Origin of the sequence: Paenibacillus sp. FSL L8-0436, assembly GCF_038593025.1 — a bacterium.
GTDB lineage: Bacteria > Bacillota > Bacilli > Paenibacillales > Paenibacillaceae > Paenibacillus_AQ.
The window spans coordinates 836,788-855,903 of record NZ_CP151955.1 but is presented as its reverse complement, the minus strand read 5'-3'; the positions used below and the strand labels follow the sequence as shown (position 1 = coordinate 855,903).

16 protein-coding genes and 1 pseudogene are annotated in these 19,116 nt (G+C 44.0%); 3 read left to right on the top strand and 14 right to left on the bottom strand.

Going from position 1 to position 19,116, the window contains the following annotated elements:
- Positions 1 to 71 precede the first annotated feature (71 nt).
- The 8 genes and pseudogenes from NSS79_RS03970 to NSS79_RS03935 all read right to left on the bottom strand — a co-directional run bounded on the left by NSS79_RS03970 (position 72) and on the right by NSS79_RS03935 (position 8,838).
- The gene (locus NSS79_RS03970) at positions 72 to 1,169 is read right to left on the bottom strand and encodes a HAMP domain-containing sensor histidine kinase (RefSeq protein WP_342438368.1); all 1,098 of its coding nucleotides are present in this window, start codon (positions 1,167 to 1,169) and stop codon (positions 72 to 74) included.
- A complete protein-coding gene (locus NSS79_RS03965) occupies positions 1,166 to 1,879 on the bottom strand; it encodes a response regulator transcription factor (protein ID WP_342438367.1) in 714 nt (237 codons plus the stop codon). Before NSS79_RS03965 ends, NSS79_RS03970 begins: the two co-directional genes overlap by 4 nt.
- A gap of 174 nt (positions 1,880 to 2,053) precedes the next feature.
- Positions 2,054 to 2,623, bottom strand: coding sequence for a GNAT family protein (locus NSS79_RS03960; RefSeq protein ID WP_342440294.1), 570 nt, complete (start codon positions 2,621 to 2,623; stop codon positions 2,054 to 2,056).
- 267 nt (positions 2,624 to 2,890) lie between these two features.
- Positions 2,891 to 3,430: pseudogene (locus NSS79_RS03955) on the bottom strand (aminoglycoside phosphotransferase family protein); the annotation flags it as partial.
- Positions 3,431 to 3,549: 119 nt separating this feature from the next.
- Positions 3,550 to 4,467: an AraC family transcriptional regulator gene (locus tag NSS79_RS03950; RefSeq protein WP_342438366.1), complete on the bottom strand. Its 918-nt coding sequence runs from the start codon at positions 4,465 to 4,467 to the stop codon at positions 3,550 to 3,552.
- Between the two features lie 172 nt (positions 4,468 to 4,639).
- Entirely contained in the window at positions 4,640 to 5,428 is a 789-nt protein-coding gene (gene yaaA / locus NSS79_RS03945) for a peroxide stress protein YaaA (protein ID WP_342438365.1), read from the bottom strand.
- Positions 5,429 to 5,643: 215 nt separating this feature from the next.
- Positions 5,644 to 7,806, bottom strand: a complete 2,163-nt coding sequence (gene gnpA / locus NSS79_RS03940; RefSeq protein WP_342438364.1) for a 1,3-beta-galactosyl-N-acetylhexosamine phosphorylase — start codon at positions 7,804 to 7,806, stop codon at positions 5,644 to 5,646.
- 12 nt (positions 7,807 to 7,818) lie between these two features.
- Positions 7,819 to 8,838, bottom strand: a complete 1,020-nt coding sequence (locus NSS79_RS03935) for a glycoside hydrolase family 88 protein (protein WP_342438363.1) — start codon at positions 8,836 to 8,838, stop codon at positions 7,819 to 7,821.
- A 442-nt stretch (positions 8,839 to 9,280) separates the two neighbouring features.
- On the opposite strand from NSS79_RS03935, the gene NSS79_RS03930 reads away from it, so the two are divergent.
- The gene (locus NSS79_RS03930) at positions 9,281 to 10,222 is read left to right on the top strand and encodes an AraC family transcriptional regulator (protein WP_342438362.1); all 942 of its coding nucleotides are present in this window, start codon (positions 9,281 to 9,283) and stop codon (positions 10,220 to 10,222) included.
- Between the two features lie 17 nt (positions 10,223 to 10,239).
- On the opposite strand, the gene NSS79_RS03925 is transcribed toward NSS79_RS03930, so the two are convergent.
- Positions 10,240 to 10,623, bottom strand: coding sequence for a helix-turn-helix domain-containing protein (locus NSS79_RS03925; RefSeq protein WP_342438361.1), 384 nt, complete (start codon positions 10,621 to 10,623; stop codon positions 10,240 to 10,242).
- Between the two features lie 190 nt (positions 10,624 to 10,813).
- Between NSS79_RS03925 and NSS79_RS03920 the strand changes: the two genes are divergently transcribed.
- Positions 10,814 to 11,347: an NAD(P)H-dependent oxidoreductase gene (locus NSS79_RS03920; RefSeq protein WP_342438360.1), complete on the top strand. Its 534-nt coding sequence runs from the start codon at positions 10,814 to 10,816 to the stop codon at positions 11,345 to 11,347.
- Positions 11,348 to 11,445: 98 nt separating this feature from the next.
- On the opposite strand, the gene NSS79_RS03915 is transcribed toward NSS79_RS03920, so the two are convergent.
- The 5 genes from NSS79_RS03915 to NSS79_RS03895 all read right to left on the bottom strand — a co-directional run bounded on the left by NSS79_RS03915 (position 11,446) and on the right by NSS79_RS03895 (position 17,422).
- A complete protein-coding gene (locus tag NSS79_RS03915) occupies positions 11,446 to 12,612 on the bottom strand; it encodes a DUF4317 domain-containing protein (protein WP_038585868.1) in 1,167 nt (388 codons plus the stop codon).
- A gap of 156 nt (positions 12,613 to 12,768) precedes the next feature.
- Positions 12,769 to 13,503, bottom strand: coding sequence for a hypothetical protein (locus NSS79_RS03910; protein ID WP_342438359.1), 735 nt, complete (start codon positions 13,501 to 13,503; stop codon positions 12,769 to 12,771).
- Between the two features lie 555 nt (positions 13,504 to 14,058).
- Positions 14,059 to 14,940, bottom strand: a complete 882-nt coding sequence (locus tag NSS79_RS03905; RefSeq protein ID WP_342438358.1) for an aminoglycoside 6-adenylyltransferase — start codon at positions 14,938 to 14,940, stop codon at positions 14,059 to 14,061.
- Positions 14,941 to 15,526: 586 nt separating this feature from the next.
- Positions 15,527 to 16,495: a helix-turn-helix transcriptional regulator gene (locus tag NSS79_RS03900; RefSeq protein ID WP_038585853.1), complete on the bottom strand. Its 969-nt coding sequence runs from the start codon at positions 16,493 to 16,495 to the stop codon at positions 15,527 to 15,529.
- A 117-nt stretch (positions 16,496 to 16,612) separates the two neighbouring features.
- A complete protein-coding gene (locus tag NSS79_RS03895; protein ID WP_342438357.1) occupies positions 16,613 to 17,422 on the bottom strand; it encodes a hypothetical protein in 810 nt (269 codons plus the stop codon).
- 201 nt (positions 17,423 to 17,623) lie between these two features.
- On the opposite strand from NSS79_RS03895, the gene NSS79_RS03890 reads away from it, so the two are divergent.
- Positions 17,624 to 18,598, top strand: coding sequence for an ABC transporter ATP-binding protein (locus NSS79_RS03890; protein ID WP_342438356.1), 975 nt, complete (start codon positions 17,624 to 17,626; stop codon positions 18,596 to 18,598).
- Positions 18,599 to 19,116: the final 518 nt, after the last annotated feature.

The window sequence follows — 19,116 nt, the reverse complement described above, 5'->3', positions numbered from 1 at the left end:
GGTAAAGAATAGTAAAAATTAAGTAAAAAAAACAGGCCAACACCACAAAAAAGCGGATGTCCGGCCTGCATTCAATAAAGAAAAAAAAGTGTGATTTGCGTTCCTTGCTGCGGTTTGCTATGTACAGCCATTTTGCCGCCATGCCTTGTTACAAAACCCTTTGCCAGCGCCATGCCCAGGCCGGAGCCCGCCAATCTGGCCCGCGCCGACAGCATATTGTCCTCCGCCACGTTCAGCTGCTCTAGCGCCGCCGCATCAATCCCCGACCCATTGTCGCGAATCTCAACCGTCAGTCCGTACTGATCCCAGCGTAGCCCGGTTTCAATATGGCACCCCGCGGGATTGTGAACCACGGCATTCCACAGCAAATTGTGCAGCGCCCGCCGAATCATACGTTGATCGATATCAAGGCATTTCTCCCCGTCCGTATTGAAGGCAAAGGTATGCTGTGCAGCCAGCGGATGATCAGCGACATCGGTAACGATCTGCCTGATAAATCCTGCCATCTCCGTAGATTCCCGCGAGAGCGGAACCTCGCTGCCGTCCAGTTGATAGAAAGCATTCATATCTTCAATAAGCTGCTCTACCTGGATCGTCTTTTGTTCCATTAAGGAGCCGAACTGAATTATTTCCGTAGTAGACCAGGCATATTGATCAGCGGCTGCAATCATGGAGCTGTAACCGCGAATATAGGCCAACGGGGTTTTCAGATCATGCCGCACGCCCGCAATCCAGCTTTTGCGCTTCTCATCCAATTCATGTCTTTCTTTCTCCGTGCGCTGCAGTGCAAGGGTCAATGTGGACAACTGTCCGATTATTTCTTTAAAGAGAGCATAGGGCAGCGTGAGCTGATTTCCGGGAATGGGGCGGCCGAGCCAATTGCTCCGCGGAGGCTCGGCATAGTGACCTTTTGCCAGCAGTTTCAGCCAGGTCAGCATATAAAAAATCGATTTCGTCAGGCTCCACAGATAGAAGACAAGCGCAGACAAGCACACGATCAGGAAACTCCAGATTTGAAACTGTATGTACTCAAGTCCCTTCAGCCATGGAACCATTTGCCGCATAAAAATAAAAAGGATAAACAGAACGAGCCAGGCGGCGATAACACCTATACCCAGGGCAAGCAAAAAAAGCAGCAGCCGCAAGCCAACACGAACGACCCCTTTCATATTTGACCAGTCGGTACGGGGTTCGGAATAAATTTGTAGCCTAATCCACGGAAATTGACAATGTAACGAGGCTGCTTCGGGTCCTGCTCTATTTTGTTTCTGATTTTGGAAATATAAATAACAACCGTTTTCTCATCGCCCAGTTGCATTTCACCCCAGACCTGTTCATAGAGCTGGGCCGTTGTGAACAGGCGGCTCGGATGCTCGGCAAAAAACAGCAGCAGCGCAAACTCCTTAGCCGTACAGTGAAGCTGCTGGCCGCGCACCGTCAGCCCGCCGGTATCCTTGCTGATTTCAAAATCAGCAAAAGTGTAACAGGCAGATGGGGCCTCCTGCTGATACAGTCTTCTTCTGGCAAGCTGGGCTTTGATCCGCGCCACCACCTCCAGGGAGTTGAACGGCTTGGTAATATAATCGTCCCCGCCCATCGCAAATCCGGTCAGCTTGTCATAATCGGCAGCCCGCGAAGTCAGGAATAAGATCGGGGCGTTTGTTTTTTTGCGCAGCTCCAGACACAGCTCGAAGCCGTTACAGTCCGGGAGCATCACATCCAGTAAAATTATATCCGGTTCCCGGCTGTCCATCAGGATCATCGCCTCCGCCCCGGTAGAAGCGGTAAGGACGGAAGAATACCCTTCCCTGGACAGCAGCAGTTCCAGCATGCAGGCAATTCCTGCTTCATCTTCTATAATCAATATCGCATCGTTCATCGCCATTCCCCTCCATTTTCCATCCTATTATACTGCAAAATGGAAATGGTATCTTCCGAGTGTGTAAAACCCGCCTGGGATTGGGCTCAGGCCTTCAGAGTGAAGCACCGGCCATAAATGCCGGTGCTTCCGCTTGTCTTCACTGGCATGGAACCCGAATGAAGAAGCTTTTTATCATTTTACATAGTCTTCTTTTAAAATACTGTATATTTCTAAATCGACAATGCCTTTCCCTGCCCATAGTGTCGCTTGTCTTAATGTCCCTTCTTTGATGAAGCCATTCTTCAACAATACCTTTTTTGAAGTCTCATTTTGAGGCATCACTTCCGCTTGAATTCTGTTGATGTTGACATCCACAAACAAAAAATCAAGCAATATTTTTAACGCTTCGCTAGCAATACCTTTTCCCCAATGTGCTTCCGACAAAAAGTAGCCAATCGTCACAGTATTTACCTTTTGATTAAATTCGGCAGCTTCAATAATTCCAAGCAACCGGTCGGGTTCGGGGTTAGCGAATATCCCCCACTTAACCCTTGATCTTTTATTATAGTCTCTCTCGAAATGCCCGATCATGTTTCTCACAGTATCTTTATTGTGTTTGGGTATTATGCCACAGTATTCAAATACTTTTACATTGTTATAGATTTCAAAGACTTCGTTAAAATGATGATCTTCAATTTTTTTCAATACGAATTCATCTGACTTCAGGCTAGGAAACTGCTCATAAACTGCTTCAATGTTCATTCCATCACCGCTCCATGTTTTCTTTTTAATTGATAAATCTCTAAACTCCAGCTCTTTTAAGAATGAATTGTTGGCTGTTAACCCTTTTACCCTTTCTATCGTATTGGGCCCTTTGGGTACACCACCGTTTCTGTTAAGCAATATCCACCGAAGACAAGCCAACGCTTCAAAAGCTTCGAGGTCTTTCTGCAAAATTACATTTCCCAATAGATACGCGGAACGAAACACCTGTGCATGTTCATCTGAAAGGTATATCCTTTGTAGCATAAGCGACCATGCAAAATCATATCTGAAATCGCCTAATTGTCCGTTCGTCCAATCTATTACGGTATACCGGTCATTATCCTCTACAATGTTTCCCACATGGAAATCACCATGAATGATACGGTCCTGCTTGATTTGAATGATTTGAAGAAGAGCAGACAATGCACTGTTTATGTCATCGTGCCCCCTTACTCCAGGAAAAAAATATTCAATAAAGTCGTATTTGGGAAGCTGAATATCCCCGATTTCTTCTACTCGGACTTGATGTATTCCTGATAATATCCTCGAGATATCAGTCATTTTCTTGTCATTCACTTTAAGAACAGGCATTCCGTCAAAGGTTGTCAGCAGCACTTTATCTGCGTTGGGGTTGATCCCCCAGCCTATTGGCTTAGAGACTGATAACCCTCGTGTAGAAAGGGCATTCAATAAACAAAATTGAAAACTAACATCAGGCTTGGAGCTCTTATTCCATACTTTCAATACAAAGCTCTCTTTATTCGAACTTATCTTCATGACTTCAGCTTCAAATCCATGATCCATTGCCTGTATGGTCAAGGTATTCTCTTGATTTAATAATTCCTCCATTTTTTCATTTTTTTCTACCCAATCCACGATCCCTATAGGAGATCCCAATCATCATCTTCCTTCCATATGATTATTTAAATTCTCTTCTTGACCGGTATATATAAATCCACTTTACATTTCCCTTCCTTATCCTTAGCAGGATCATTCATACAGAATTCGAGGCATGGCCTATCGTCGGCATCATACTCACTATCCGGTAACCATAGACTGAATACATTTTGATAGGCGAGAACAAATTTATCGATTGTGTCGTAGAATGGATATACAGCATACCTTCCACCGGATAATGTTTTGAATTCCACATGTTTTGTATGTCCGGATCTATCGAATCCGCTTGGCAATGTGACACAAGCATCGTATCGGCAAGCAAATTCTTCTACGAGATTTCCATCATCCAACGATATTCCGATAAAATAATAATGGTTCGGAGTAAGTCCCTGCCAGCTTGCCCAACGTCCCAACTTGTCCCATGCAACATGAGTATCCAAGTAACTCCCGACATGCCTAACATATGCCACTTCATATTCAGGAAGTTCTTTGATTGTGATCACGTTTTCCCACGCCCTCTTCAGAATGTGATTTCTCCCAATCCCATTGTAAGCCTCAAGAGGAGGGAACTCTTCTTGCTTATTGCTGAAGTGTAATGGAATATTGCGATTCTTCTTTACGCTATTTCTAACGTCACTCGGGGTCTTGCTATAGTGCTTCTTAAAGAGTGCATTGAAGGTGGATACCGATTCGAAGCCGCATTGATTCGATATTTCCAAAATGGTCTTGTTAGTTTCAGCCAATAGATAAACAGCCTTTTGTAAACGCTCTTGATTTACAAACGCAACTGGAGTCACACCGACTATAGAGGTAAATATTCTTGCAAAATGATATTTCGAAAAGTTTGAAATGCCGGCCAAGTTATCGAGAGTGAGTTTTTGATTGCTATTTTCCTTTATGTATTTAATTACGTTATCAATTCTATTAATATAGTCATTATTCATCTGTCAATTCCCCAATATCTATGTATTTATCGATTACCAAAATTATACACTATTACATCCATTATAAGCGCTTATAAATAAGTAAGGGTGAACGGGTCTATTGCAGCAAAAAGCTCAAGCACCGGGCATATAGCCGCAGGCTTGAGCTTTTTAACTGTTTTAATTCCTTCAATCAATTTCCTGTTCCTGTACAGACTTTATTCCCACCAGTTGTCGTAACTTTTTGTATAAACACATAGGTGTTCTCATTTGATAACTCATCCACAAATTCGAAATCAAACCCGGTAAACCCTTTGATATCCTCCACGCACCTGATTTGCCGCTCAGCCATGAAGCGTACCATTTCACCTCGGGCCATCTTGACCAGGGTTGCTTTTTCGATCACTTTACCACCGATGTGCTGCCCGAATACACAAGTAACCATTCGAACATCTCTGCCCAGATAAGGGGCAATGCATTTGCTGTATTCCTTAGAGGCTAAATTCAGAATGCAGCCGCTCTCCGCAAAAAGCTGATCGGCCAGTTTTCTGCCCCAAAATCCATAAATCGAACTGAAGCCCGGTCCGGCCAGCTTGGCCTGCATTTCCAGTCTGTATGGAACAACCCCGTCAAACGGCCGGAGTATCCCGTAGAACCCCGACAAGATCCGCAAATGCTGCTGAAGATACTCCAGTTCCTCCGTTTGTAGCACCCCCGGTGCCATGTATTGGTACTGAATCCCTTCGTAGGCAAAAAGAGCCGGCACCAAATTGCGGGTTAAATCCATATTCTCAATCCGCTGGACATTCAGCGTGGTGATAGCATCATTGCATTTCCATAGGGATTTTGCTTCTTCATAGTTCAGCTTTTTTAATGTGGCCAGCAGAATTTCCGACTCATTTATAAATTGCGGCATCTGGCGGCTAGTAAAGACATCCGTGTCCGGCTTCATCTTTTTGGCAGGCGAAATAATAATTCTCATGTTGCTCCCTTTTCTTGCCCCGTGGGGAAAATAAATGTACCCTTATCCTATCACAATTCACTCTCATAGAGCCCGATCCTTGAGTATACAGCAGAAATAATGTTGACCGAAACGGTACCCTCCCTACTATTTATAAGCACTGGTGAACCGCTGCATTGCAGCAAAAAGCTCAAGCATCGGCATATAGCCGCAGACTTGAGCTTTTTGAATGTTATTTATTCGCCAATCGTTGAGATAATCGTGTCATACGGAGCTAATTCCATCATTTGTTGCCCATACTCTGTATCAATCATAGTGCTTTGAGGCTGATCACTATTGTTAATCACAACCAGCATTTTACTTTCCGGATAATAGGCACACTCTGTAAATAAGTTATCCGTAATGTACTTCATTTCATGTAACTCATTGCCCGCATAGCGGATCAGATTCAGCAGCAATCTTGTATTCGCAAAGCTGAACTCGAACGAAGGAAGGTAGATCCCCTGGCCTTTACCGAAGGCATGAGTAGACAGTGTGATCCTGCCACCCGTTTCATCCACTACTGCAGCTGACCCGTCGGTAAGATAAATGCTATTCTTGGGTGTTATGCTGGCCCCTTCAGGCACCAGGCTGTGCTCGTCCCGAGTCTCATAAGCCCATTTTCCATGAGCGACCCTGGAGCCGGTATCCTCATCCAGACCGAGAACATGTGCCATTCTGAAGTAGCTGTCATAGCCATCGACTGCCGAAGGCTGGTTAATCCCGATAAAAGCACCGCCCTCATACACCCACTTGGTCAACAGGTCCACACACTTATTGTCTTTCCAGTAGTCCCCGCCGCTCCAGGCAGATCCGGCAGATCCGGCATTGATTACTACATCACAATCCTGTAGTACGCCCTGACGGATATCTTCAAAATCAATGAACTGCACGTCAACCGGCAATCCGGATAAAGCCTCATTAATATGAATCAAATCATGCATATACGTTTCATGGAAATGGCCGGACAATGTCCACGATCTTAATTTACCCCAAGCGTGGAGAATGGCTACTCTCGTCTTTATTTGATAAGGTTTGCCTTGTTGATGCAGCTCTTTAATTTGTCTAAATTCGTTGGCAATCTTTTCGATGTAATCGCAAAAATCCGGGTAAGGCTCTACCAGATGCAAATACCCGCCCAGTCCGATCCGGTCAATAGGCTCCCGCAGGAGCGCGCGCCGGATATTGATCCAGTACTTTTTGGCATCCAGCGTGGGGTTGCCGCCCTCCATAAAGGTAGGAAGTCCGCCTAGCCCGACCGGAAAAAGATACGGATGCAGCCGGATCTCATGCGTATCCACTTTTACACCTGAACACAGTCGTGCCTCATAACCCGAGAACACGCATTTAATCATCCCGTCAAAGCCAAACTCCTCAAAGCGGTCATTGTAAGGCTCCACGCCAACCCAGCTATCATCATAGAAGACATACGCCAGTTTCTCGTGCCGATGCACAATGTCAATTAATTGCTTGCCAAATCCGATTACAAAATCATTGATGAAGGCCATCCAGTCGAGCTTGCGCTGCTCAGCCGGGATGTGACTTACACGATATTTGCCGCCATTCACAAAATCCTCGGCAGTCAGCGAATAGCCATATCTCTTAGTGAACAGATCAAGCGCTCTTGAACTCACCGTGAAATCGTATGAACCCCAGTCCGAGAACAGATGGCGGTTGCGCTCACTGCTGCCCCAGATCCAGGCGAAATTATAAAAAAGCGAAGTAAACCGCACAACCGTTGTTTCCTTATGCTGTACACACCATTCTTCCATCCAGTCCAGCAGATATGCCTGCGTTTCCGGATAGATGGGATCAATCTGCATCAAATGCTCTTTATCCCAGTTGTTCGTCGTATGATTGTACATGGAGATCTCTTCCCAGATCCGGTAGGCCATGAAGCTGACCGTGTATTTATGCCAAGGATCTATTCTGGTAAGGACTACATTTCCCGATTCCCGATCATAATTCCACTGTTCTCTCGGAACTTCCTCCCCGGTCGTCCGGTCTACAACCTGCCAATATTTAAATGCCTCTTTGGAATCATTCACTCTGAATTGTTCAGCAAAAAAATCCTCCATCAGATAGATGGATACATAAGCTTGTACAGCCACCTTCGGATTCGTAACTAAAAAACACTGCTGCAGCTTATCCGGATTTTGTGACGCCCACACATTATGTTCCCTAATGATACAGATTGTAGAGTAGATACCGTATCCTGCATTTATAATCTCATCGGACAATTGCGTGCCGTCACTGTCACGGATGACATCGGCACCCCACCGTTCAGCGAGTTTCAGGGTCAGTGCCTCATAACCGGATTCTCCCGGCAGGGTAAAGGCTCCCTTGGTTAGATTGGACAACCTGGTTCCCTCCTATTTAAGCATATCGGACAGAAAAGCGAGTGCTAAGCCTTGACCCCAGCCCTGAATCCAGTCTTTGGGGATATTGCGATACCCTTCCCGGTCCTTCATCACCGCTGTTCCGCCCGATACACCCAGTACCCGCCCATCTTCGCTGATATTGTCCAAGATACCTTTCAGGGCCTTTTGCACATATTTGGTATGCAGCGGATTGCCGTTATTGATCATAGCCGCCGCAATCCCGCAAGAAGCAGATACTTCTTCATAGGACTCTTCGTCATCCAGCACGGTCCGCCACAAACCGTTCGCCGTCTGAACAAGCTTGAGCGCCGCCAGCTGATCCCGGAGTGAACACTCCACGTCCATACACTGAGGATACAAATACCAGTCCTTCAAAAGTGGCTTGACCTGCGACATGGTGTAGGCGCCCCAAGCATTCGCTCTACCCCAATATAATCCGGACATGTGATCCTGCTTGATGTTATTGTAGCCGTGGTACCAGAAACCGCTGCTAGGGTCCTGCAGGTATTTGATATGCCAGTAATATTGATTCAGGGCATCCTGGATCATTTCCTGATCATTTAGCTTGCTTCCTACGCGGAGCAGAAAAAATGCCGCCATAAACAACGTATCCGCCCAGGCCTGCTCTGGAAAATCATTAGACACGGATACGGTATGCTGCAGCACATTGTCCCCAAACCTCAGCGCATTGCTGCGGATATAATCCACCTTACTCATCACAATATCCCAATATTTCTGGTTGCCAGTCTCTTCATACAAGGTGATCAGCATGTGGCCCATGGCACAGGTGTTTACCGTCCAGTCCGGCAGGCCCAGCTCGATATATTCATCTGCCCACTGGACAAGCATATCTAAATACTCTTTATTTCCTGTGGTCTGATAGGCTCTGGATACCCCATAATATGCCACCCCGCAAGGCCAGTCCCACGTTAAATCCATCGCGAGTGTTTTTCTGGTGACTTTGTCGATAACGCTTAATATTTCTTCCCTGTCATAATTGATTTGAAGCATCTCTATTCCCCTCTCCTTCGCACACGCCCCCAAAGGCGCCTTTAGAGCCGTCCGTCTTATTGTAAACGCTTTATATACTCTATTGTAAGCAGTATAATGGTATACATCTAAGCACATTCGCAGCAAAACTGCGCAATTTCAACCATTTGTTGAAGAGAGCTATAAAGATTGAACTTGTGGTTTTTCTACTTTGGGGTTAGCAGTGACTCCAGAGAATGTTTGGACTTTCGGCCGCTGTTAGGTTTGGATTTCCTGAATTTAACCGCGATTCGCGGTAGAAATCCAAACCTAAAGGCGGACGCTATCGCTCCTACAGTTCCAAAATTCCCTTCCGCCACTTTTCCCTAAGTTTATATTCTTAAATTCAATCTATATAGTTGAAGTTACCTATTATTCACCTTCAATCAACACAAATTCACGTTAGGGAATGGGAGCAGCGAATATGCCAAAAAAAAAGAAACCTGTCATCGAGTACCGCCATTACAGCTTGCCTATCCATTTCCCTGTCCTGCTGTTAAGCGGGGACCGCTGGAGGATTTCCGATATCAAAAGCGAACATCTCCATTTCCATAACCATTTGGAGATTGGTATCTGCTATTCAGATAGCGGCATTATGGAGATCAAAGGAGAAGCTGTCCCCTTTAAAGCCGGAGATGTGACTTTTCTCCCCAGATACCTGCCCCATACCACGTACAGTTCGCCTGATACGGCGAGTCTGTGGTCCTATCTCTTTTTTTCGCCGGAGGAGCTGTTTCAGCATTCCTTCAAAAGTGCTTACAGCAGCTTCGAGCCGAACCTGTGGAGAGTGCAGGGAAAGAACTGTATTTTGAACAAGGAGCAATATCCCAAGGTCTATTCCCTTGCCACGTCGGTCGTAGAGGAGCTCAAGCAGCAAAAGCCTTACTACCAGGAAAGCGCTTACGGATTGTTACTGTCTCTCTATATAGAATTGCTTAGAATTCATTCCACAAATGAAACGCTGGCCGAACAAGAAACTGAGCACAGTATGAAGGGCTATTTCGCCATTTCGCCAGCTCTGGAGTATATCACGAAAAACTATATGACCCCCATCACCATCGATTTCCTGGCGGATTTATGCCACTTAAGCACAACGCATTTCCGCAGAAAATTCCATGAAATCATGGGAACGGCACCTCTCGATTTCCTGAGCAGCACCCGAATCGAAGAGGCCTGCAAGCAGCTGAAAAGCACGGATGATTCCATTCTTTCGATCTCTGAGCAGGTCGGTTTTCGTTCTATTTCCAGCTTCAACCGCTGCTTCTCCGGGCTCATGGGAGAGTCGCCCAAACAATGGCGTAAAGGGGCACAGTCCGAAGCGCAGTCGGCGAAGGCATCGATATTGGAGTTTACGGGGTGGGTGTGAGGTGGGCGTATATGGTTTTAGTAATCTTTCCGATCTTCAAAATGTTCCGGTGACTTATCCTCCAGCAAGACGATATCTTCTCCTTGCCGTTGTCTCATTTTAATGTTCTCTTTTCCCCAAGTACACATAACGTCAACGATCTTATTGGCTGTAACTCCATATTCCGTGAGGCTATATTCGACTTTTGGCGGCATCTGCGGGTATACATATCTTCTGACGAGTCCATCCGCCTCAAGTTCCCGAAGCTGCTGGATCAGAACCTTTTGTGAAATGCCTTGAATATTGCGCTGTAATTCGCTTGTTCTCTTCGCACCGGGCATCAGTAAGCAGATGATCAGAGATTTCCACTTTCCACCGATGATTTCAAGTGTTGCCTCTATGCCCAGATGATATTGCTTCATTGAATAACACCTCGTTAATGAAGGTCTTATAACACAGGTCTAAAAAATCATTGTTGCATATATTTTTTTCCGAGTCCAGTACGTACCTTGAAGTAAGCATCTTACTTTATTGTGTGTATTTTCTTTTTTTGGGGCCTGCAAGATAATGATGATATTCAAAAAAACACAGGCCTGTGAAGGGAGATTCCCAATGAAAACACTGGTGATTCTGGCACACCCGAACCTTGAGGCTTCAAGGGTCAACCAGCGCTGGAAAGAAGAATTGCTGCAATATCCAAACGATATTACAGTTCATGAGATTTACAAAGAGTATCCTAACTGGAATATAGATGTTCCTGGAGAGCAAAATTTATTAGAAGCCTATAATCATATTATCTTTCAATTTCCATTGTATTGGTACAGCTATCCTCCACTATTAAAAAAATGGTTTGACGATGTTTTTGCTTACGGGTGGGCTTATGGTTCAAAAGGTGACAAGCTTAAAGGGAAGAGGTTAGGGCTTGCCATGTCCATCGGCGATAAAAAGGAGAATTACTTGCCGGAGGGCTCTGTTTCTTTTACCGTGGATGAAGTAATCGCGTCTTTCAAAGCCAGTGCTCGACATGTAGGTGCAGTCGCACTCCCCTACTTTGCTGTCTTCGGAGCTTCATTTCAAGCCAGCGATGAAGAAATTAATAATAGTGCAAAAGAATATATCAACTATATCTTTAAGCACCAAAAGTAACTAAATACAAATACAACAGCGGCTATCCCAAGGCTTTATCTAAGACTTTATGGATAACCCCTGCTTCAAAAAAGTGGGCAACGCACAGCCAAACGAGTCTACAATGTTTCCGTACTGAGCGTAAAACCCTCGATTACGACTTCCTCGTCAACCTCGATCATGATGCAGCGTTTCCCCTGATAATTCACCTGCTTCACATATCTTAGATCCTGCGGGCTGACGGAAATGGTGGCTACCTTTGTCTCGATCTTGATCGATTTTGAAGTATATTTCGGTATAACACTGCTTGCCTTCATTTCGTAGTACTTATCGTCGACGACCGTTTCGAACGCCCGCTCCACCTTTTCTGCCGTCACGTTCTCTACGCCGCTTACCTTCAGGACGCGTTCCACATCCTTATAATCCAGCTTGGGGGCTTCCTCCTCCTCTGCACCATCTTCGATGACCTGCTGGATTTCCTCATACACCTGGGCGAGAGTGGTCGTATCGAGCTGTTCACCCGCCAATTCCTTCACGATATCTTCGAAGAAGCTTCTCTCTTCCAATGCTGTTACAGATCTCTCAGCATTCAGGACCTGCTCAATGAACTGCGGGTCCGGATAATTCGATTTTCCCGTACAATAAAGAATGCGGTTCACATCAGAATAGTTGTCTGTCACACTCGGATAAAAGAACCCTTGCTCCGGTGAACTCAGCTTGATGATCGGATCGACGATGATATTGTACTTGAATTCCCGCTCCACATAATCGAACATGAGGTTTTTACGCTGCTGTTCCGTGGAATTCACGCTGCACAGAATAAACGGATGCGCGAACATCTCGTCCTTCCCGCTCTCTTCGGCTTCATCATTCCTGGCCTTAGTCGGCCGGTAATACTGCCCGCGAACAAAAGTGATTACCATATCCTTCTCATACTTGACATCTACCAGCATCTTGTCCACGAGCAGCATCATCAGATCCTGCCATTCTTCAGCATCACCTGTCACCAGGCCTTGGTGAAGCATTACCCGCGTCGGGTCCTCCGCTTCCTCCTGAAACTTCAGCTCGAACAGCTTATGGTCCAGCTCACCGGTGAGCAGTTTTTTGAAATTGCCCATATACAGTTCCTGCTTCTCTCTGTCCACGAGGCCAAACGGCAGGCGCTCCCAATGATAGATCTCGTTGCTTTCCTTCATAATATACACGTTAAGAATATCGTAGATGTTCATCAGATCATGATCCAGCTTAAACTGCTTGCGTATGTGTGCGACTTCTTTTTTATTCATAATGGGTTCGGCGGCTCCTTAGATGTGTAATAACTTTATTCAGTATAAATGATAAGGAATGAAAATGGTAAGGACGGAATTTGTGAAATATATTACAGCTGGCAAAATACCCGTAACGGATCGTCACAGGCATTTACCGGGAGATTCAACGCTTCCCTATAACTTCTCAACATATTGCTTCGCTTCGCCCAGAGACAGATTAGTATGCATGCGAACCAATTTGATTGCCGGAATGAGCTTACCGTCCTGCTTCAATTTCCATACAGAGGCTTGGATCTCATCGGGTAGAATCCGTCCTGCGCTGGCTGCTTCCTCTCTGCGTTTCAGTTCAGCGGCTACTTTCTGCTCCAGGTCTGCCGGCAGCGTCTCGTCTACCGTCTGAATTAACTTATAATCGCGTTCCGGCAATCTTCTGTTAACCGCCCCAAGTACGGTCCCGACAATCGAATAGAGAGCCAAATACTGCACAAAGCGGTACAGATACAGCCATGCCGTGCTGAGCTCTATGATCCCCCCATCCTGCTTCAGAATCGCTATGTTATCAGAAATGGCATATTCACCGGGTGCATAATTATTTACGTCCTGCATGACCTGCAATTCCCCGATAGGAGACACGATCCATTCAAGCGGCTTATTGTACATGGGGTTGCCTGAAGTATCAAACATCATGCCCACCAATGTAACTACGGCGATGACATAGACAATATGGTTACTCCACGTAAACCGTTTACCAAGCACCACCCCAGTAAAGATCACCAGCAAAGTAAGGCCCTTTATGTAATAGTTATGTAGATAGATTCGTAAAACTGCAGGCAAGACCCATCCGAACAACAGCACCATAGTGGCTGCAAACAGAAAGACAACTAATAGAACAATGGCATTCTTCTTCATCCATCAACGCGTCCTTTCTCCAGATATACTATATTCTTACCCCAATGTGCAAGCAGGTGATACAGAAGCCGCCGGGCAATATCTGAAGCAGCTGCAATTGAAATACGGAACCGAAAAGCGCTGGGCGATATTAGAAAAGAAGTATGCGGGTATTTTTGGTGAGTACGGGATTTGATCTATTGTGCAAAAAAAAGAACGCCTAATCAAGACGTTCTTTACACTTAACAACATGGTATAATAGCAGAAGCGATAGAAGGCTATATGGGCAGCAAAAAGAAATAGGCCGCCCTGCTCAAAGGTAGCGGTCCTATTTCAATGGATAAACCCTTTAAGCCTCCGCCCTTAAAAGCGGCTATTGCGCAGAGAGTCGTGTTACCAGCACGGCTCGCTTTGCATTGTACGCCTTATCTGCCTTTACTATACCACAGACAAATTAATAAAGTAATAATGTGGATCCAGCGATTCAATGAATTTTGTTGAAAGAATAATGGTTTCTCTGTCGGAAATACGGACGCCCATTATTCATGATCATCCGCTGAATGGGCTCAATGACATTCAATAAATACCTTTTGCATCAATAGGCAATTCCCTAACACGCTTAAGATAATTAGTCATATTGGCATCATCTTTGGCATTGTAAAAATACCCAAAATACTCAGCGACATCCTTGGCCAGAACCCTAAACAATTCACACGAAGCGAATATCGAGTTCCACATATTTTCATAATTACTGTCGGAATAAGTTTCCTTATACATTTCCCAATATGATTCGGGAAGATACTTCTTTATATACTTCTCCATTTTCCCTGTAGAAACTTGAAAATCATTTTTGGTACCCACCCACCATGAAATCAATTCGTCCAAGTGAGGTCTGATAACGTGCTCAAACATTTGTTTCGCATACGGTAATTCATCACGCCAAATTCCTTTAGCAACATTTTGCAGGCACCACCAAAAATTATTACAACAACCCAAATATAATTGCTCTGTAGGCTCTTTAACATGATAGTCGATATCCGTGGGGGCAGGAATGCTTGGCAGGCAGTTATCCTTATCTAATAGAGGAACTGTCAATTTATCACTAACATATCCTTCAAGCATAGATTCTTTAGTTTCTATGTGAAGGTCTATACGATTACCATCTGTAAATAACATTAAATATCCGTAGGACCGAGTGAAATCCATATCTATACCCATAGACTGGTTATTTTTATCAGGCTCTTGAATCATAAGCAATTCACCAAATACATTTACCCATGTCTCGTCTTTTATAAAAGATGAAGTTTCAGTTACTACGTAAACAATATCATAATCCTGAAAAATATCCTTGGTAGCATTACGATTGGTACGCGAACCGTTCATGTATACCGCACGGATTCGTTCATCCATTTGAGCAACTTCTAGTATTAAATCAAACATTTCTTTTTCAGTTCTCATATACATCCCCTCCAAATCTTCAAACATACTAGACGTAGCATAGCGCAATTGGGATATTTTTACTTACATATTCTCAGATAAGGTATACCCCAGCGCCTAGTGAAAGGCAACTTCTTTGCTCAATAAAGTTCAATCTAAAACGCACCCTATGTAAATTACCCAATGTGTATACGGATGTGGGGAATGGGCATCCTTATGCGTCATGGATTCATGAAGCCGACCAGCTCGGTGTATTGTCTCCTGAATGGGACAGCGCTTTTCATCCAGAGCAAGAAATAACCCGGGCCATCCCCAACCTAACAGAAGCATTGTCATAAAGCCGAGTGACAACTCCTCATAACTTTCATGCGACAAGAAAAAGCCGCTCTCTGATTTTTGCCGCAATTGTTGTCCGCTTCTCATTGTCCTGCAACGTGTCTAAATTCGCATTAAAACCGCCGCCCAGAGCCTCTAGATCCTCACCGTTCTGATCGTTCCAATAATGCCCCGTATTCAGTCCGGTTCGGTTATCTGTGAAGGAGCAGTGTCAGGAGGTTATCATATGTAGTAAAGCACCTACCGCATTTGGACAGGTGCCTTTTATTGATTATGACTTCCGTACTGGCCTAATATACTTAAAAAACCGTTCCGGATTAAAATAAAAGTAAATTATTCTACCGGGGGAAGTATCAAAGCAGTGACCAGTGCCTGCAAAATCAAAAGTTGCCATTGCCTTTTCCATCTTTTCCTCCACACTACGATTTTCCTGCTCATAATCGAATGGCCCATGTTCAAAAACAATATACTCGGCTTCGGGAACATCAATCATAAGCATTTGTGGTGGTACTTCGCCTTTATAATCAAAAGGAAGACGTGCACCATGACACTCTGTACGTGGAATACCCCAATCGCAGAGTCTGCCGTCCGGGTCGTTAATGTACGCCATAATCTGACCGCTGCCGCTGTTAGATTCGCTCCCACCATCGTCATCCAATTTGCCCTTGATACTATCGAGTAAGCCGCAAATGGTTTCGCAGTCCTGTCCCGGAATAAGGCTTTGCTTTTGCCAAAAATCCCAATACCCATTACTCTCATAGTTTTTAATGTGCAAAAATTTGTGTGCGGGAATGGTTACAAAATAAATTTTAACATCATCTGTAGATTTCATCATACCAATCTCTCCCAATCCGAAAAAGTAGCGGTCGAACGGGTTTATTTTTGTACGAAGGGCGACAGGCATAGGCTTTTTTCGGTATTCACTTGGAGTTACACCATATGTTCCCTTGAAAGCTCTGGTAAAGGCTTCATGTGATGAAAAACCATAATCAAAAGCAATATCCAAAATGCTTTTTTCACTATCCCGAACCTCTTTTAGTGCAAAGGCTAATTTTCTATGCCGCAGATAATCCCTAAATTGCATACCCGATATTTCCTTAAATTTTCTCGTAGTATGAAATTCGGAATAACCTAACTTGCGAGAAAGAAATCGTAGCGTTATTGCTTCACAGTTACGATTTTTAATACACTCGTCAATTTCATCAACGATTATTTGGATTTGCTTGTGCCACTCGTACATTCGTCGTTCACCTCGTTTCAACCGCTCTATAGTCATTTTAGAGAAATGGAAATTGCATTGCTTGATTCTACTTGCGGAAAAGAGAGGGCATTCCCACCATTCGTGTCAGATGAAATATTAAAATGGCAGGCCGAACAAGCAGAACCGGATAAAATCAACCACGCCATGCGCAATCATCGCTGAAGTCACATCCCGCTTCCATTGCAAATAAGCAAAAGGCAGCCCGAAAATGACCGTGTACAGTATGACACTAACAAGACCCGAAATCACGCCTTGGCTCATAAAGGCCTCTGGCGTATGAATCAGCACATGCGGAATGACCATCATAAACCAGCAGGTAAATCGCTGCCCCTTCGTAGCAATTCTCCCTTGCAGCAGGCTGTAGCAAAAGGCAAAAAATAAGGTTCGCATAGCGATCTCTTCAAGAACTGCCGGACTCAGCGATACGAGAAAGCGTGACAGCGAAAGCTGAAAATCGAGCTCATTATTGGAGAGCATCAGTCCCACATTTACAGCACCCAAAGCCAGCCCGAAGAGCAGCCCCCATATAATGCTGCCCGTCACCCCGCCCTTTCCATTCACTCTCAAAAATTGAACCGGACTCTCCCGATATACTGCAAATGTGCTGAATACAGCAAGTGCAGCCATCACGGTAATCAGGAAGCTGCTGATTATGGAGTAGGCACTTCCTTGAAGATAGGATAAGGATACCAGTCCACCCAACATCAACGAGATACAAATTTGCTTGGCCGACGGCAACCGATGCCGGAAAAGCAGAACAATCGAAAGGACAAGCGACCACACATCCATTACAAGCCACATCCGCTGTGTTGCATTAATATCCCATACCACACTCATATTCAAAATAAAAATAACAACAAATACGACAAACATGATCCATATGCCTCGAAGCGATTTTCCCCTCATACTAGCCCTCCCGAACCCTATGTTGTTCCTCGGCCACCATCATATCGGAATAAGCCGCAGCTTGTCTGTGAGCTTAACAACATTAAAAACCCCGAAAAAACATAAATTCCCCAAACATACACTAAAGAAAATAGACCCTTGACTTTCCCATTGTAGGATAGTTTATGATCGCTTTACATAACCAGTAAGGGAGTGGAATAATTGGAAGCTATTATAGTGAAGGAACTGAATAAGATATTTAAAAATGGAAAAAAGGCTTTAAGCAATTTCAACTTAACTGTCACTCAAGGAGAAATTTTTTCTCTGCTTGGCCAAAACGGGGCGGGAAAATCTACATTGATTAACATCCTTACCACTTTCATCTTACCAACTTCCGGTGAAATTACAATTATGGGGCATAATTTAAAGAATGAAAGCCAAAACATCCGAAACTGCATCTCCTGTGTCGCTCAACATACATCCATAGACAAACACATGTCACTTAAGGAGAATTTAGAATTTCAAGGCAGACTGTTCGGTCTAGATTCTACCGCCATCCACGCTCGCAGTGAAGAACTAATCCAAGCCTTCAACCTAACCGAATATTGTGATTTCAATGTATCCGAATATTCAGGAGGGGTAGCAAGACGGCTCGATATTGCAATGAGTATGATATCCCATCCAAAAGTTTTATTTTTAGATGAGCCGACCGTTGGCTTGGATATAGAATCAAGACAGATTTTGTGGCAAATGATTAAGACAATTCAAGAGAAGTTTAACACGACTATATTTTTGACAACTCATTATTTGGAAGAAGCTCAATTATTAAGCAACACAATTTGCATCATGAAAGACGGGCAACCTCTAATTCAAGGCAGCATGGAAGAACTTAGACAATATTTCAGCGAGCCTGTTATTAGAGTTGAGCTTAATACCGTTGAAAATATTGCTGCTATTGTAGAACGTTTGAATGCTCAGAATTTTTTCAAACATATAAGAGTCGAGGAAAAGACATTATATATTTCTGTAGATGACAGTTCTGAAGGCTTTGCTACAACAAATTTATTATTAACCGAGAATAATATAGGATTTTGTGCCATAGAAATTCAAAATCCTTCATTATCCGATATTTTCCTGAAATTCACTAGTAAGCCCATAAGAAATGAGCTTTTGAATGATTATACGGGGAGGAATTAAAATGAGAACCTTCAGCATTGTCTTAAGAAATGTAAAATGGCGATTCAAAAATATGGAAACTATAATTATGACACTCATACAGCCGTTAATTTGGCTGCTATTATTTACAACGATATTCCAATCGGAAACATATGTTGGAGATAACTATACGGCTTATACGCTTCCTGGAATTCTGATTCTCGTAACACTTACATCATCCGGTATGAGCGGAATTTCAAATTACTCCTGGAAATCAGAAGGGATTTTTTATCGGATATTCATCTCTCCTGTGAAAAGAAGCTCTATTGTATTAGGACATATTTTTGATGCAGCTATTTTAACTTTTGTCGAAGTTTTTATACTCCTTATTTTTTCTTTTTTCCTGTCAGTCAAAATAGCAACTGGAATACTCGGGTGCCTACTCATTATTTGTTTAATCTTCTTTTGCGTTTTTTTTGTAGCAAGCCTCTCCTATGCTCTTAGTATGATTTTCAAAACGGAAAATTCCTTTTTAGCCATTGTTAATACATTCACCCTTC